General features: G+C 68.2%; 13 protein-coding genes. 12 read left to right on the top strand and 1 reads right to left on the bottom strand.

Annotated features, from left to right (window positions below; all coding sequences use genetic code 11):
• The first annotated feature begins 65 nt into the window (after positions 1-65).
• The 11 genes from HJG44_RS17210 to HJG44_RS17160 all read left to right on the top strand — a co-directional run bounded on the left by HJG44_RS17210 (position 66) and on the right by HJG44_RS17160 (position 11,939).
• Positions 66-866 carry an enoyl-CoA hydratase-related protein gene (locus HJG44_RS17210; RefSeq protein ID WP_171219594.1) on the top strand — a complete coding sequence of 267 codons (801 nt, stop codon included), beginning with the start codon at positions 66-68 and terminating at the stop codon, positions 864-866.
• A 28-nt stretch (positions 867-894) separates the two neighbouring features.
• Complete coding sequence (locus tag HJG44_RS17205) at positions 895-1,653, top strand: enoyl-CoA hydratase/isomerase family protein (protein ID WP_171219593.1); 759 nt, start codon at positions 895-897, stop codon at positions 1,651-1,653.
• Between the two features lie 12 nt (positions 1,654-1,665).
• Positions 1,666-2,424 (top strand): SDR family NAD(P)-dependent oxidoreductase, encoded by a 759-nt coding sequence (locus HJG44_RS17200; RefSeq protein WP_171219592.1) that lies wholly within the window; start codon positions 1,666-1,668, stop codon positions 2,422-2,424.
• 22 nt (positions 2,425-2,446) lie between these two features.
• Positions 2,447-3,589 (top strand): acyl-CoA dehydrogenase family protein, encoded by a 1,143-nt coding sequence (locus HJG44_RS17195; RefSeq protein ID WP_171219591.1) that lies wholly within the window; start codon positions 2,447-2,449, stop codon positions 3,587-3,589.
• An 812-nt stretch (positions 3,590-4,401) separates the two neighbouring features.
• Positions 4,402-5,673, top strand: a complete 1,272-nt coding sequence (locus tag HJG44_RS17190; protein WP_210261200.1) for a CaiB/BaiF CoA transferase family protein — start codon at positions 4,402-4,404, stop codon at positions 5,671-5,673.
• The gene (locus HJG44_RS17185; RefSeq protein WP_171219590.1) at positions 5,670-6,638 is read left to right on the top strand and encodes a Bug family tripartite tricarboxylate transporter substrate binding protein; all 969 of its coding nucleotides are present in this window, start codon (positions 5,670-5,672) and stop codon (positions 6,636-6,638) included. The genes HJG44_RS17190 and HJG44_RS17185 overlap by 4 nt, the downstream gene beginning before the upstream one ends.
• Positions 6,638-7,816, top strand: coding sequence for a thiolase family protein (locus tag HJG44_RS17180; protein ID WP_171219589.1), 1,179 nt, complete (start codon positions 6,638-6,640; stop codon positions 7,814-7,816). The genes HJG44_RS17185 and HJG44_RS17180 overlap by 1 nt, the downstream gene beginning before the upstream one ends.
• Positions 7,813-8,223, top strand: a complete 411-nt coding sequence (locus HJG44_RS17175) for a Zn-ribbon domain-containing OB-fold protein (RefSeq protein ID WP_171219588.1) — start codon at positions 7,813-7,815, stop codon at positions 8,221-8,223. Before HJG44_RS17180 ends, HJG44_RS17175 begins: the two co-directional genes overlap by 4 nt.
• Positions 8,220-9,398, top strand: a complete 1,179-nt coding sequence (locus HJG44_RS17170) for a thiolase family protein (RefSeq protein ID WP_171219587.1) — start codon at positions 8,220-8,222, stop codon at positions 9,396-9,398. Before HJG44_RS17175 ends, HJG44_RS17170 begins: the two co-directional genes overlap by 4 nt.
• Positions 9,398-10,930 (top strand): class I adenylate-forming enzyme family protein, encoded by a 1,533-nt coding sequence (locus HJG44_RS17165; protein ID WP_171219586.1) that lies wholly within the window; start codon positions 9,398-9,400, stop codon positions 10,928-10,930. Before HJG44_RS17170 ends, HJG44_RS17165 begins: the two co-directional genes overlap by 1 nt.
• 28 nt (positions 10,931-10,958) lie before the next feature.
• Positions 10,959-11,939: a Bug family tripartite tricarboxylate transporter substrate binding protein gene (locus HJG44_RS17160; RefSeq protein WP_171219585.1), complete on the top strand. Its 981-nt coding sequence runs from the start codon at positions 10,959-10,961 to the stop codon at positions 11,937-11,939.
• A 51-nt stretch (positions 11,940-11,990) separates the two neighbouring features.
• Here HJG44_RS17160 and HJG44_RS17155 read toward each other — a convergent pair whose 3' ends face one another.
• Positions 11,991-13,202, bottom strand: coding sequence for an ABC transporter substrate-binding protein (locus tag HJG44_RS17155; RefSeq protein ID WP_346767192.1), 1,212 nt, complete (start codon positions 13,200-13,202; stop codon positions 11,991-11,993).
• A gap of 241 nt (positions 13,203-13,443) precedes the next feature.
• Here HJG44_RS17155 and HJG44_RS17150 point away from each other — a divergent pair, with 241 nt between their 5' ends.
• Positions 13,444-14,421 (top strand): Bug family tripartite tricarboxylate transporter substrate binding protein, encoded by a 978-nt coding sequence (locus HJG44_RS17150; protein WP_171219584.1) that lies wholly within the window; start codon positions 13,444-13,446, stop codon positions 14,419-14,421.
• Positions 14,422-14,589: the final 168 nt, after the last annotated feature.

The following is a 14,589-nucleotide window of genomic DNA, read 5'->3' as shown; positions in this document are numbered from 1 at the left end:
ACCCGCGATAGGTCGAGCGGTACGGTCCGTGCCCACTCAGCGCATGGACGAGGAGGGGCCGGCGCATGATCTACGCTGACATCAAGTACGAGAAGGCGGACGGCGTCGCGCGGATCACCATCGACCGCCCTCAGGTGATGAACGCCTTCCGCGGCGAGACCATTGAGGAGATGACCGCGGCGCTGCGCGACGCGGATGCCGACGACGCGATCGGGGTCATCGTGCTGGCTGGCGCCGGCGACCGCGCGTTCTGCACAGGCGGCGATCAGTCCACCCATTCCGGCACCTATGCCGGACGCGGTGTGGTGGGCATCCCGATCGAGGAATTCCATGCTGCCATTCGGGACGTTCGCATCCCGGTGATCGCCCGGGTGCAGGGCTACGCGATCGGCGGCGGCAATGTGATCGCCACGATGTGCGACATGACGATCGCGTCCGAAAAGGCGATCTTCGGACAGGTCGGCCCGAAAGTGGGCTCCGTTGATCCTGGCTGGGGCACGGCCTATCTGGCCCGCATCGTGGGCGAGAAGAAGGCCCGCGAGATCTGGTACATGTGTCGGCGTTACACGGCCGTGGAGGCCGAGCGGATGGGCCTCGTCAACAAGGTCGTCCCGCACGAGGAGCTCGACACCGAGATAGAGAGCTGGTGCCGCGAGATCTTGGAGCGGAGCCCGACCGCGATCGCGATCGCGAAGCGGTCCTTCAACGCCGATACCAACAGTATCGCGGGAATTGGCAATCTCGGCCTCGAGGCCCTCGCGCTTTACTACCAAAGTGAGGAATCCAAGGAGGGCGTGAAAGCCTTCATGGAGAAGCGGAAACCCGATTTCCGCGCCGCTCGCCGGCGTCAGAAGGCCGGCGAGTGACGGCGAGCACAGCGGCGCTTCGATCCTGATGATCGATCTCGAGATTGCCGGGAGCGTCGCCCGGCTCACGCTTCGGCGCGAGCCGGTCAACGCCATGAACGACGCCTGGATGGAGGCCTTTCACGCATGCCTCGACCGGCTCGAGGAGAGCTCTGATTGGGCGGTCCTCCATATCCGGTCGGGCCTGAAGGTCTTCTCCGCCGGGGCCGACCTGAAGCAGCTCGAGGCCAATTTCGGCGAGCCTCCGGAGGTCCAGGCCGAGGTGGGGCGGCGCTACCAGGCGCTGTTCACGAGGATCGAGTCGCTTGGAGCCACGACCATTGCCGAGATTGGCGGCGCCGCCTTGGGCGGCGGATTGGAGCTCGCGCTCGCCTGCGACCTTCGGATCGTCGCGCGCGAAGCGAAGCTGGGCCTGCCGGAGATCGGACTCGGCCTCATCCCCGGCGCGGGGGGCACGCAGCGGCTGACGCTGCTCTGCGGGCGACCTCAGTCGCTGCGGCTAATCCTAGGGGCTGAACTCGTGGATGGAGAAGAAGCTCAGCGGCTCGGGCTCGCGCAATGGTGCGTGGATCGCGCCGACCTGGCCATGAGCGCGGGCGAGATCGTCGCGCGCTTTTCGGCGCTGCCGCGTCACGCAGCAGCGGCTGCGAAGGCGTGCATCGCGGCGGCCGCCGCCCCGAGTCAGGCCGGGCAGGACACCGAGGTCGAGCAGGTGCGGCGCCTGCTCGGGAATCAGGCGACGAAGGACCTCGTCGGCGCGTTCCTGGCGCGCTCGGCCGCGAAGTAGGGGAGGGTAGACGTGGCGCTCGAAGGTCGGAACATCATCCTCACGGGCGGAGCCTCCGGTATCGGGAGGGCGACCGCGCTCCTCCTCGCGCGCAACGGCGCCCGCGTCTTCGTCGGCGACCGGAACCAGGAGGCCGGCGCGGAGCTGCTCGCCGAGGCTCGGACAGAGGGACTCGCGATTCAGTTCGGCGCTCTTGACATCACCGACATGGAAAGCGCGCGGCGGTTCGTCGGCGGCGTGCACGAGCAGGTCGGGCGCGCGGACGCACTGGTGAACGTCGCGGGCTGGGATCAGGTCGAGCCCTTTCTCCAGAACACCCCGGACCTGTGGGACAAGCTCCTCGACATCAATCTGAAGGGTGTGATCCGCATGTCGCGGCTTGTGCTCGATCCGATGATCGAGGCGCGACGCGGTCGGATCGTGAACATCGCCAGCGACGCTGGGCGAGTCGGCAGCATGGGCGAGGTGGTTTATTCGTCGGCGAAGGGTGGTCAGATCGCGTTTACGAAGGCGCTCGCCCGCGAGATGGCGCGCCACAACATCACGGTGAATTGCGTCTGTCCTGGCCCGACGGAGACCCCGCTGATGTTCGCTCAGGTGGGGGAGAACGCGGCCAAGATCGTGCAAGGCATGCTCCGCGCCATCCCGCTCGGGCGGCTCGCTCAGCCCGAGGACATCTCCGGCCCGATCATGTTCTTTCTCGAGGATCGCGCGGCCTACATCACGGGTCAGGTGCTGAGCGTCAGCGGCGGCCTGACGATGGTCGATTAGCCCTCTCTTCACAGGCTCCCCGATGTATGTGGCTGACGAATACAGAGACTTGGCCGAGACGGCGCTACGCTTCTCGAAGGACAGGCTCCTCCCGCACTACCAGGCGCGCGAAGCCGAGGAACGGTACGACCGTGCCTTGATGCGCGAGATGGGCGAGCTCGGGCTGATCGGTCCCGAGCTGCCGGAGGAATATGGAGGACTCGGACTCACGAACGTCGCGAGCGGAATCGTCACGGAGGCGATCGCCTATGGCGACTTCAACGTGGCCTACGTACAATCCTCGGCCTCCCTGCTCGGGCAGGTGCTCGCGCGGAGCGCCGAGAAGGCGCTTGCGGCCGAGTGGATTCCCAAGATCGTGCGCGGGGAGGTGATCCTCGGAGTGGGGTTAACCGAGCCTTCGGCCGGTTCGGACGCCGCGCGGGTCAAGCTGAAGGCCGTGCGCCGAGGCGACCATTATGTGCTGTCCGGTGAGAAGACCTCCATCAGCTCAGCCGACCAGGCGGACGGCTTCGTGATCTTCGCAAGATCGGGCACGGTGGAGGAGGGTGCGCGCGGAGTGACGGCCTTCTTCGTGCCGGGAGATGCGAAGGGGCTGACCCGCACGCGCTTCAACGACCTCGGCAGCAAGATCGTCGGCCGTGGGTCGCTCTTCTTCGACGATGTCGAGGTGCCGCTCGAGCACCGGGTGGGCGGAGAGGGCAAGGGCTTCTACGAGGTCATGTCGGGGTTCGACTTCAACCGCGCCGTAATCGGGCTGATGTGCTGCGGGGCGGCACAGGCCTCCATCGACGAGACCTGGCGATACGCGCAGCAGCGCGAAACCTTCGGCGTCAAGCTGGCGCAGCATCAAGGCGTGACCTTCCCGATAGCCGAGCACGAGGCACTCATCGCGGCCTCCCGCCAGCTCTGCTATCACACGCTGTGGCTGCGAGATCAGAACCGCGCGCACACGGTCGAAGCCGCCATGGTGAAGTGGCTCGCGCCAAAATCCGCCTTCGACGCCATCCGGCAGTGCCTCCTGACGCATGGCCATTACGGCTGGTCGCTGGACCTGCCGCACCAGCAACGCATGCGCGACGTCATGGGACTCGAGATCGGAGACGGCACGGCCCAGATCATGAAGCTGATCATCGCGCGGGAGGCGATCAAGCGCATCTCGGCGTGAACTCCGCTGAGAGAGCGCGTCGAGGCCTTGCCGGGCGAAACGCCTTCGAGGCCGCCAGACCCAAGCTTGTAAGCCAGCCTGGATGCTGACCCGGTGACCAGCTGGTCCTGACCCAGGAAACTGGTCCGTTGCGAGCGCAAGTTTTTCGGCATCCTGATCCCTGAAGGAGGGTGGGTGCCATGCCACGCAAACGGTGCACGAACGAGCAGATCGCCTTCGCTTGCGGCAGGCGGAGACTGGGACGAGAGGCCAACGGCAGACGGAGTGAGACTCCGCTACCCGAGCAGCCCCGAAGCTTCCCTTACCAGGCGCTTACCAACGTGCTCAGCCGGTAAGCCCGAAAGGGACTAACTGGTTGAAAAGCTGGTGCGCCGGTCAGAATAGATCTCGAACGCGTATGTCGTTGCGATCCTGAGGTGATTGGCTTTTGCTGGCCCGCGGCGAGGTGGGAGTGGCTCTCGTCTGGACGCGGACGACGTTTGATGGGCTGTATCTCGTAGCCGGTATCTCGTAGCCGGTAGCGGATGGGCCGCTTCCGGGCGGCCGGGCGGAGATTGCGCTCGGGCTGGCTCCCGGTCTTTGCTCGTATAAGTCGGTTGCCTCATCGCGGTTTGCCGCTTCAGCTCCCCGTCCTTGCAGATTTGCCGTCGGTCCGTGTCCGCATCTCAGGCGCCAAAGGATCGGTGATGCCGGAGACCCGCCATAAGTGCTTCTTATAGCCGACAGCGCAAAAGCGTATTTTGGCCGCGCCTGCGGCCCAGCTAATCGTGAGGGCAACTGACCGATAGAGATCAACCAGGGAGGTTGCCCGCATGTCCGGTGGCATGCCCGGCGTTTCGGACGCGCCACTCAAGGGCGTCCGCGTCCTCGACCTTAGCCGCGTGTTCTCCGGGCCGTGGGCGACGCAGCTGATCGGGGATCTGGGCGCGGAGGTCGTCAAGGTCGAGCAGCCCGGCCGCGGCGACGACCTGCGTCGGCTCGGGCCTCCGTTCCTGCGCGACCGCGATGGCGGCGAGACCGCCGAATCCGCGTATTTCCTGAGCACCAACCGCAACAAGCGCTCCATCGCGGTCGACCTCTCCACCCCGGAAGGGCAGGACATCGTCCGGGGACTCGCACGTGCTTCGGACGTCTGCGTCGAGAACTTCAAGGTTGGCAATCTCGCCAAGTACGGGCTCGACGCGGACTCGCTCCGGCAGGACAATCCTCGACTCGTCTACTGCTCCATCACGGCCTTCGGGCAGACCGGCCCGTATCGGCATCGGGCCGGCTACGACACGCTGCTGCAGGCCATGTGCGGCGTGATGAGCCTCACGGGCAATCCGGACGGCGAGCCCGGCGGAGGTCCCACCAAGGTCGGGTTCGTCCTCTCCGACCTCCTGTCCGGTATGTATGCCGCCCTCGCCATCGTGGCCGCGCTGTACGGCCGCGATGCGAGGGGGGGCGGCGGCCAGGCCATCGACATCTCGATGTTCGACGCCCAGCTGGCGGCGCTGTCGCATCAGGCGATGCACTATCTGCTCTCGGGCGAGAATCCGAAGCGATTCGGATCGGCGGCGCCCTCGGTGGTGCCGTCGCAGCGCTTCGCGTGCAGCGACGGACACATCATCCTGGTGGCCGGCAACGACGCCCAGTTCCGGCGGCTGTGCCAGCTCCTCGGCAGGCCCGATCTCGCAGAGGATGCTCGCTTCGCCACGAACGGCGCTCGCGTCCGCAACCGCGCCACGCTCATCCCGGAGCTCGAGAGGGTCTTTCTCGGGAGGTCGAAGGCGGAGTGGCTGGCTTCGCTGGAGGAGGCGGGCCTGGTCGCCGGGCCGATCAACGACCTGTCCGACGTCTTCGCCGATCCGCACGTGGCCGCGCGCGACACCGTCGTCCGCGTCCGGCACGCCCAGGCGGACGACGTGCCGCTCGTCCGCTCGCCCATGCGCTTCTCCGCGACGCCGCTCGACACCTACACGGCGCCTCCGACTCACGGCCAGCACACCGACGATGTCCTGACCGGGCTTCTCGGCATGCAGGCCGCCGAGCTCGATGCCCTCGAAGCGCGGGGGATCATCGCCCGATCGGGAGTGGGTTCATGACGCGAAGAGCTTTTCTCGCAGGGGCGGCGGCTGCGCTCGGCCTGCCTCGCAGTGCCTGGGCCGCCGACGAGTTCAGGAGCCGGCGCGTCCGGCTGATCGTGCCTTTCGCCGCCGGCGGGACTCTCGACATCCTGGCGCGCCTTCTGGGCGAGAAGCTGTCGGAGCGATGGGGCCCGCGCGCCATCGTCGAGAACCGTCCGGGCGCTGCCGGCATCATCGCGTCGAAGGAGCTCCTGTCCTCGCCGCCGGACGGCCATTCGCTCCTGCTCGTGGCGGGCGGGCACGCGATCAACCCGCTGCTGCACGCGAGCCTCCCTTACGACACGCTGTCCGACTTCATGCCGGTCTCGCTCCTGGCGGAGGCGGGCAATGTCGTGGTGGTCGGCCAGAACTCGCCGCTGAAGAGCTTCGCGCAGTTCCTCGCCGAGGCGAAGGCCAATCCCGGCAAGTTCCAGTACGGGACCGCGGGGATCGGCTCGTCGGTCCATCTCTCGGGCGAGCTTCTGGCCAGGATGGCCGACATCCGGATCTCGCCGGTCCATTTCCGCGGCGACTCCGAATCCCTGACGGCCGCGATGGGAGGGCACATTCCTCTCAGCTTCAACTCGGCGCCCGCGGCGATCGCTCAGGTCGGCCAGGGCGGTCTGCGCGCGCTGGCCGTGACCTCGGCGGCGCGTCTCCCCAATCTGCCCGACGTGCCCACGATCGCCGAGGCCGGCGTCCCGGGCTTCGAGGTCACGAACTGGTGGGGCGTCGTGGCGCCGTCGGGATTGCGGCCGGAGATCCTGGCGCGGCTCGGCGCGGATATCGCGGCCGCCGGAGCCGAGCTGCGAGACAGCCCGAAGGTCCGCGATCTCGGGATACGGATCGTGGCCGGGCCGCCCGCCGAATTCGACGCGCTGATCCGAAGGGAGCTCGAGCGCTGGCGGCCCGTCATCGAAGCGGCCGGGATCAAGGCGGGCTGATGGGATTCCTTGCAGAACGCGGCATCGCGATCGCAGGCTGCGCCGATACCAAGCTCGTCAAGGGGGGAGATCGAACGGCCCTCGAGCTTGCCGGCGACGTTTTGGAAAGCTTGCTCGCGCAGACGGGAATCGAGCGCGACCGGATCGACGGGCTCGCGGCCACGCCCGCCAATGCGGAGGCGAGCAACCCGTTCTGGACCAACATGCTCGCGGACGCGCTCGGGCTCTCGCCGGTCTGGACCCAGGTTTCGGATCTCGGCGGCGGCTCCATCATCGCCAACATCGTCCGGGCGGCGGCAGCCATCCATGCGGGCCTGTGCGAGACCGTTCTCTGCCTGGCGGCGGACGCGCCGACGGGACGTTTCCTGGCCAGGCAGTCCGGCTATCGCACCGAGTTCATGGACCCGCTCGGTTTCAGCGTCCTGCCGATCGCGTTCGGGCTCCTCTCCTCGGCCTACGCGGAAAAGTACGGGCTGCCGGAGCGCGGGATGGCCAAGCTCGCCGTCGCGCAGAGGCGGGGCGCCCTCCTCAACGACCAGGCCTGCGAGGTCCTGCGCAAGCCGCTGACCGAGGAGGACTACCTGGCATCCCGCATGATCTCGCACCCGCTCCGCCTGCTGGACTGCGTCATGCGCTGCGACGGGGCCAACGCGTTCCTGGTCACGAGCACGAAGACGGCGCGGGAGATCGGCTGCGAGACCATCGTCCACCCGATCGCCTATCGCGAGCGCGTGAACTTCGATCCCCGGGGGGACGTCGGGGACATCACCGTGACCGGGTTCTCGGATGTCGGCCCGGCGGCGCTCCGCGACGCCGGGCTGAGCCCGGGCGACGTCCAGAGCTTCCATCCCTACGACGACTTCTTCATCGCCGTGATCTTGCAGCTCGAGCAGATCGGGTTCTGCAAGCCCGGCGAGGCGGAGCGCTATATCCTGGAGCGGGATATCGGGCCGGGCGGCGCCCTGCCGATCAACACGAGCGGCGGTCAGATCTCGGCCGGTCAGCCGGGTCTCGCGAATGGCGGCGTGAACCTGATCGAAGCCGTCCGGCAGCTGCGCGGCGAGGCCGGTCCGCGCCAGATACCCGAGCCGCGGAACGCGGTCGTGACCGGGATCGGGATCATCCAATACGCCCGCAACTGGGGTTGCAGCAACGTCCTTGTCCTGGAGCGCGGATGACCGACAAGCCACCTTTCACGGCGACCGAACTGACACGGCCGTTCTGGGACGCGACGCTGGAGCGGCGCTTCCTCCTGCAATACGACCCGGCTGCCGACCGCTATCAGTTCTACCCGCGGCCGATCAGCCTGTTCACGCCACGCACAGATCTCGAGTGGCGGGAGGCGAGCGGGGCCGGCACGCTCGTCGCCGTCTCGCTCTGTCATACCCCGGGTCCCGGCTTCGGGCCGGAGACGCCCTACATCCTGTCGATCGTGCGCCTGCGGGAGGGGCCGCGGGTCTTCGCGCGCGTCACGGGAGCGGCGTACGAGGATCTCCGCGTCGGCCAGGAGATGCGCCTCGTCTGGGGCGAGGAGCGGGGCGAGGGGCGCGAGTACCTGTTTGCGCCGGCCGGGGCGAACCCATGAGGTTTCTCCGGAACCGGCCGGTCGCGATCGTCGGCTACGCGGACACGAAGCTCGTCCGCAACAGCGGCCGGACGGCGGCGGGCATAGCCGGCGAGGTCGTCGCGTCCCTGCTCGACACGGCCGGGATCGAGCGCGACGAGATCGACGGCTTCGCGACGACCCTCGCCATGTCGGAGGCGGGCAATCCCTTCTGGAGCAATCTCCTGGCCGAGCATCTCGGCCTTTGCCCCCGCTGGTGCCAGTCGACCGACATCGGGGGATCCTCGAACCTCGGCAACATCGCCCGCGCCGCCATGGCGATCGAGGCGGGGCTCTGCACGACGGTGCTGTGCCTAGGCGCGGACGCCGTCTCGTCCCATGACGCGACCGATCAGACCGGCCATCGCACGGAGTTCTGCCAGCCGGTCGGCTATATCGGGCCGCTGGTCGCCTTCGGCCTTCTCAGTTCCGCCTACGCAGCCCGCTACGGAATGCCCGACGAGGCGCTCGCGAAGCTCGCCGTGGCACAGCGCGAGGGGGCGCTCCTGAACGAGGTGGCCTGCGACATCCTGCGCAAGCCGCTGACCGAGGCGGACTACCTGTCTTCCCGCATGGTCTCGCACCCTTTGCGGCTGCTGGACTGCGTGATGCGCTGCGACGGCGGCTATGCCGTCCTGGTGACGACGACCGCGCGTGCGCGCGCTCTCGGCTTCGACCGCGTCGTGCATCCGATCTCCTACCGCGAGATCGTCAATTTCGATCCCAAGGACGCGGTGGACGACATCACCGTCTCGGGGTTCTCGGTCGTCGGGCCCGAAGCCCTGCGCGACGCCGAACTCCGGCCGGACGACATCGACGTCCTTCAACCCTACGACGACTTCCTGATCGCGGTACTGCTGCAACTGGAGCAGTGCGGCTTCTGCGGCCCGGGCCAGGCCCAGAGCTTCGTGAAGGAGCGCGACCTGCGCTTCTCCGGGGATCTGCCGATCAATACGGGGGGCGGCCAAGTCTCCGCGGGGCAGCCAGGGCTCGCCGGCGGCGGCGTGAACCTCGTCGAAGCGCTCAAGCAGCTCTTCGGCGACGCCCGAGCTCGACAGGTCCGAGACCCGAGACGCGCGCTCGTCACCGGCATCGGCGTCCTTCCCTACGGGCGCAACTGGGGCTCCAGCAACGCCATGGTTCTGGAGCGGGCCTGATGCCCGGAACCGCGCCAGAACCCATGCTTGCCGCCGGCGGCACGGTCGGCCGCCTCTTCGCCGAAGAGGTCCGGCGCGGACCCGAACGGATCGCGCTCGACGACGAGCGGGGGACGGTGGGCTACGGGCAGCTGCACGCGCGGGCGATGCGGGCCGCCTCCCTCCTCGAGACGTACGGTGTCCGCCGCGGGGACGCCGTCGCGATCCTGTCCGAGAACCGCCGGGAATATGTCGAGCTCCTGCTCGGCTGTGCCTGGATCGGCGCGGTGCTCGCCTGCCCGAACACCCGGGGCTCGAGCGAGGAGCTCGGGCACGCTCTGCGCCTCTCGGCCGCGAGCGTCGCGTTCGTCTCCGAGCGGTTCGAGCAGGCGTTTCGGCAGGCCCGGCACGAGATCGGGCGGACCGTGGTCTTCGGCGAGCCGTACGAGGCGGCGCTTCGGTCGGCCACCGACCGCGTTCCGCCGGAATCGGCCGAGAGCGAGGACATCCTGGTCATTCTCTACACGAGCGGCACGACCGGCTTTGCGAAGGGCGCCGCCATCAGCCATCGCGCGATGGTGGCCCGCTGCCTGATCTCCATTGTGGACGCGACCGTGTTTCCCGGCTCGACCTTCCTGGGCTGGGCGCCCTTCTTCCACATGGCCGGCGCGGACAACGTGCTCGCGACCCTGATGACGGGCGGCAAGGTGGTCGTGATGGACGGGTTCGATGCGGGCCGGCTCATCGACCGGCTCGAGCGCGAGCCGGTCGGGCTCCTGTCCTTGATGCCCGCGACCGTGCAGCCGCTTCTCGACGCCTACCGGGGCACACCGTCCCGTCCGAAGGGCGTGTCGCTCGTCGGCAGCATGGCCGATCTCGTCCCGCCGGCGCTCCTGGCCGAGATCACGGAGCGCGTCGGCGCGCCCTACCGCAACAGCTTCGGCTCGACCGAGACGGGACCCGCCCCGGCAAGCCGCGGCAGGATCCCGATCGGCGTCGCTCCGGAGAGCTTCGCCAAGACACAAAGCTCGTTTTGCGCACTGCGTCTCGTCGATCCCGAAGGGGCGGACGTCGAGGATGGCGAACCCGGGGAAGCGCTCGTGCGCTCGCCGACGATGTTCAGCGGCTATTGGCGGATGCCGGAGCTCGATTCCGAGATCTTCGCGGGCGGCTGGTATCGCATGGGCGACGTGCTCCGCCGCAACCCCGACGGAACGCTCGATTTCGTCGATCGCCGCAAGTACCTCATCAAGTCGGGCGGGGAGAACATCTACCCGGCGGAGATCGAGCGGCTCCTCGCCTCGTCTCCCGACGTCGCCGAGGCGGTGGTCGTGCGCCGGCCGGACGCGCGCTGGGGCGAGGTTCCGGTCGCCTTCGTGGTCGCGAGACGGGCCGGGCTCCAGGCGGCGGACGTCATCTCGCTGTGCCGCGGCCGGGTCGCATCCTTCAAGGTCCCCAAGGACGTCGTCTTCGTGGCGGCCGAGGACATTCCGCGAAGCGCGACAGGCAAGATCAAGAGGCACGAACTCGAGGCCCGGCTTCAGGCGACCTGAGCCGGAGACCTCATCCCCGGGAGGAAGAATGATACCGTTTGGACTGCGCAAGACCACCGTCGCCCTGCTCGCCGCCGCCGCCGTTCTGGCCGGGGCCGGCACAGGACGAGCGGGCGAATACCCGGAGAGGCTGGTCAGGATCATCGTGCCGTTCGGGGCGGGCGGAGGCGTCGATGCGCTCGCGCGGGCGGTCGCCCAGGAGCTCACGACGGCGCTTGGCCAGAGCGTCATCGTCGAGAACCGGGGCGGCGCCGGCGGAAACGTCGGAATCGCGGCGGTCGCCCGGTCCGAACCCGACGGCTACACGCTGCTGGTCACCTCGAACGCCGTCGTGACAAATCCCGCGCTGTACAACCCGGCTCCGTTCGATCCGATCAAGGACCTCGCGCCCGTCACGGAGCTCGGGACGACCCCTGACCTGATCGTCGTGCCGGCCGCCTCGCCGCTGAAGGACCTGGCGCAGGTCGTTCGCGAATCGAAGGAGAAGCCCGGCAAGTTCACCTATGGCAGCGGCGCCCGTGGGGCCTCGCCGCACCTCATGGTCGAGCGGCTCCAGAAGGCGGCCGGCATCAGAATGGTCCATGTTCCCTATTCGGGAGCGGGACCCAACATCCAGGCGCTGCTCGCGAACACGACGGACATGAGCACGAGCAGCTACAGCTCCGTCAAAGGGCAGGTCGATGCCGGCCTGATCCGGCCGCTCTTCCACGCTGGCCCTGCTCGGCTACCCGACCTGCCGAACGTGCCGACCTTGAAGGAACTCGGATACGATATCGTGTCCGAGACCTTCATCGCCATGTTCGCGCCTGCCGGGACGGATACGAAGATCGTCGAGCGCCTGTCGAAGGCGGTCCTGGCGGCTCTTGAGAAGCCCAGCGTGCGGGACGCGATCGAGAAGACCGGGGTCGTGATTACCGCGTCCGGGCCCGAGGCCCTGCGGGAGCGGGTGGTGCGTGAGGTTCCGATCTGGGCCGAGACGGTCGCGGAGACCGGTCTGCGCCAGCCCTGACCGGCGCCAACGAGGTTCCCCGCCGTGCTTTCCGGCGGGGAGCCGGCCCGACTACCCGGCCAGCGGGCAGCCGCCTTCCCCGAGCGGCCGGAACGCGTCTTCGCCCTTGATGTGCTGCGCGACTTCCAGGAGGTCCCACTCGCCCTTGCTCGCGGACGGGGTCTTGACCCGCATGAGATACATGTCCCGGATGGTTCGGCCGTCCTTCCGGATGTAGCCGCCCTTGGTCATGAAGTCGTTGATGGGCATCTCGCGCATCTTCGCGATCACGGGCGCGGCGGCGTCCGTACCGGCGGCCTGCACGGCCTTGAGATAGTGGGTCACCGCGCCCCAGCAGCTCGCCTGATAGGCGGAAGGGGGGCGGCCGTGGATCTTCCGGAACCGCTCGGCGAAGGCGCGCGTCTCATCCGTCTGATCCCAGTAATAGGCCTCGGTGTAGATCAGCCCCTGCGCATTCTCCAGTCCGATGCTCTTGATGTTCATCATGGAGCAGTTCAGCGCCGCCGCCTGCATCCCGCCTTTGAGCAGCCCGAACTCGCCCATCTGCTTGACGATGTTCACGAGGTCGTTCCCGCCCGCGCAGATGCCGAGCACCTGCGCGCCGGAGGTCGAGGCACGCAGGAGGTGGGACGAGTAGTCCGGCTCGCCGAGCGGCGTCCGGACTGCCCCGGCGATCTCGCCGCCGCTCGCCTTGAGGATCGCGCTCGCATTCGCCTCGAGCGAGTGCCCGAAAGCGTAGTCGGTCGTGATGAAGAACCACTTCTTCAGGCCCTGGCCGACCAGCGTCTGCACCGGCCCCTTCGCGCCCGAATAGGTATCGTAGGTCCAGTGCACGCCGTAGGGCGAGCAGCCCTTGCCGGTGAGGTCGGTCGTGCCGGCCCCGACTGGCATGTCGATTCGCCCCTTCTCGCGGCAGAGGTCCTGCACGGCGAGCGCCACGGCGGAATTGCCGAGGCCGAGGATCATGTCGACCTTCTCGATATCGATCCAGCGCCGGGCGATGGAGAGGCCAATATCGGTCTTGTTCTGCAGGTCCGCCTGGATCACCTCGACGGGGGCGCCGAGCACGGGGCCGAAATCCTCCGCAGCCATCCGGGCGGCGACGTAGTCGCCCATGCCCTGCTGATCGGCGAAGACGCTCGACATGTCGTCGAGCACCCCGATCTTCACGACCCCGTCGGAGACGGCCTGCGCCGCGGCTCCGCGGCTCGTCCAGAGCGCCGGCATAGCGACGGCCGCGGCAAGCAGGGTTCTGCGCTTCACTGTATCCTCCCGTGTCGGGCCGAGCGGCCAGCTTGGGCCGTCGCGCACCGAGCGCGCCTCCGGCCGATTGCCCGCCAGCTTAGGGGGCCGCCGGGACGGGGCAAAATACCGTTTTTCGCTGCTCGGTATAAGCGAGCGCTATAGCTTGCCGAACGGGCGAGCCGCTCTCTTGCGGCGCGCCTCTGTTCCTGCGCAGATCGGGCAAGGGAAACGTCGCGACGCTGCTGGGAGGAACCACGCCATGACCTTCGGACACCTTGCCGCGCTGCTGCTCGGCCTTCTTCCGGCGGCCCTCCTCGGCCCCGCATCCGCGCAGGACTACCCGACCCGGCCGCTGACGCTGATCGTGCCGTTCCCGCCCGGCGGCTCGACGAGCGTCATGGCGCGCATCGTCGCCGAGAAGATGGGCGAGCTGCTCGGCCAGAACGTGATCGTGGACAACCGCCCCGGCGCCGGGGGTACGATCGCCGCGAAGGCCTTCACCCGCGCGGCGCCCGACGGGTACACGCTCTTCCTCGGCTATTCGGGCACGATCGCGATCGGGCCGACGCTGTACCCGAATGCGGGCTTCGACCCGCTGAAGGACTTCGCCCCGATCGGGCTGATCGGCTCGGCCCCCGCGGTCCTGGCCGTCCATCCGAGCTTCCAGGTGGGTTCGGTCGCGGAGCTGATCCAGCGCGCGAAGGAGAAGCCGGGCAGCATCGATTACGGGTCGGCCGGAGTGGGCACGGCGACGCATATCGCGGGCGAGCTCTTCACCTCCATGGCCGGGATCAAGCTCACCCATGTGCCGTATCGCGGCTCGGGGCCGGTCCTGAACGATCTCGTCGGCGGCCACATCCCGATGTCGTTCACGCCCATTCCGGCGGTGCACGGACATGTGCAGAGCGGCACCCTCAAGGCCCTCGCGGTGACGAGCCTCAAGCGATCGCCTCTCATGCCGGAGGTCCCGACCGTCGCCGAGACGGGGCTGCCCGGCTACGAGGCGGTGCTCCATTACGGGCTCCTGGCGCCCGCGGGCACGCCGAAGCCGATCGTCGAGAAGCTCAACAAGGCCCTGCGCGACGCGATCTCCACGCCCGAGGTCCAGAAGCGGCTCGCCTTCGAGGGGGCCGAGCCGCTGCCGAGCAGCCCGGAGGAATACGCGTTGGACCTGGCGCAGGATCTGGCGAAGTGGTCGAAGGTCCTGAGGGAGGCCGGGATCAAGCTCGCGGAGTAGCGGCTACTTTCTCTGCCCGCCCTGTCCGGTTGTGGCCGGGGCGGGGACGAGCTTCGCTTCCGGCTCGCCGAAATGGTGGAAGCGCTCGCGGGCGTAGCGGACGAGCGCGAGGTAGCGGTAGATGCCGTGCACGAACTTGGAATAGGGCAGCGTCAGGAAGAGCGCGAA

Origin of the sequence: Enterovirga aerilata (assembly GCF_013044135.1) — a bacterium.
GTDB classification, from domain to species: domain Bacteria; phylum Pseudomonadota; class Alphaproteobacteria; order Rhizobiales; family Beijerinckiaceae; genus Enterovirga; species Enterovirga aerilata.
The sequence above is the reverse complement of the archived record's forward strand: the minus strand, read 5'-3'. Positions and strand labels throughout refer to the sequence as shown.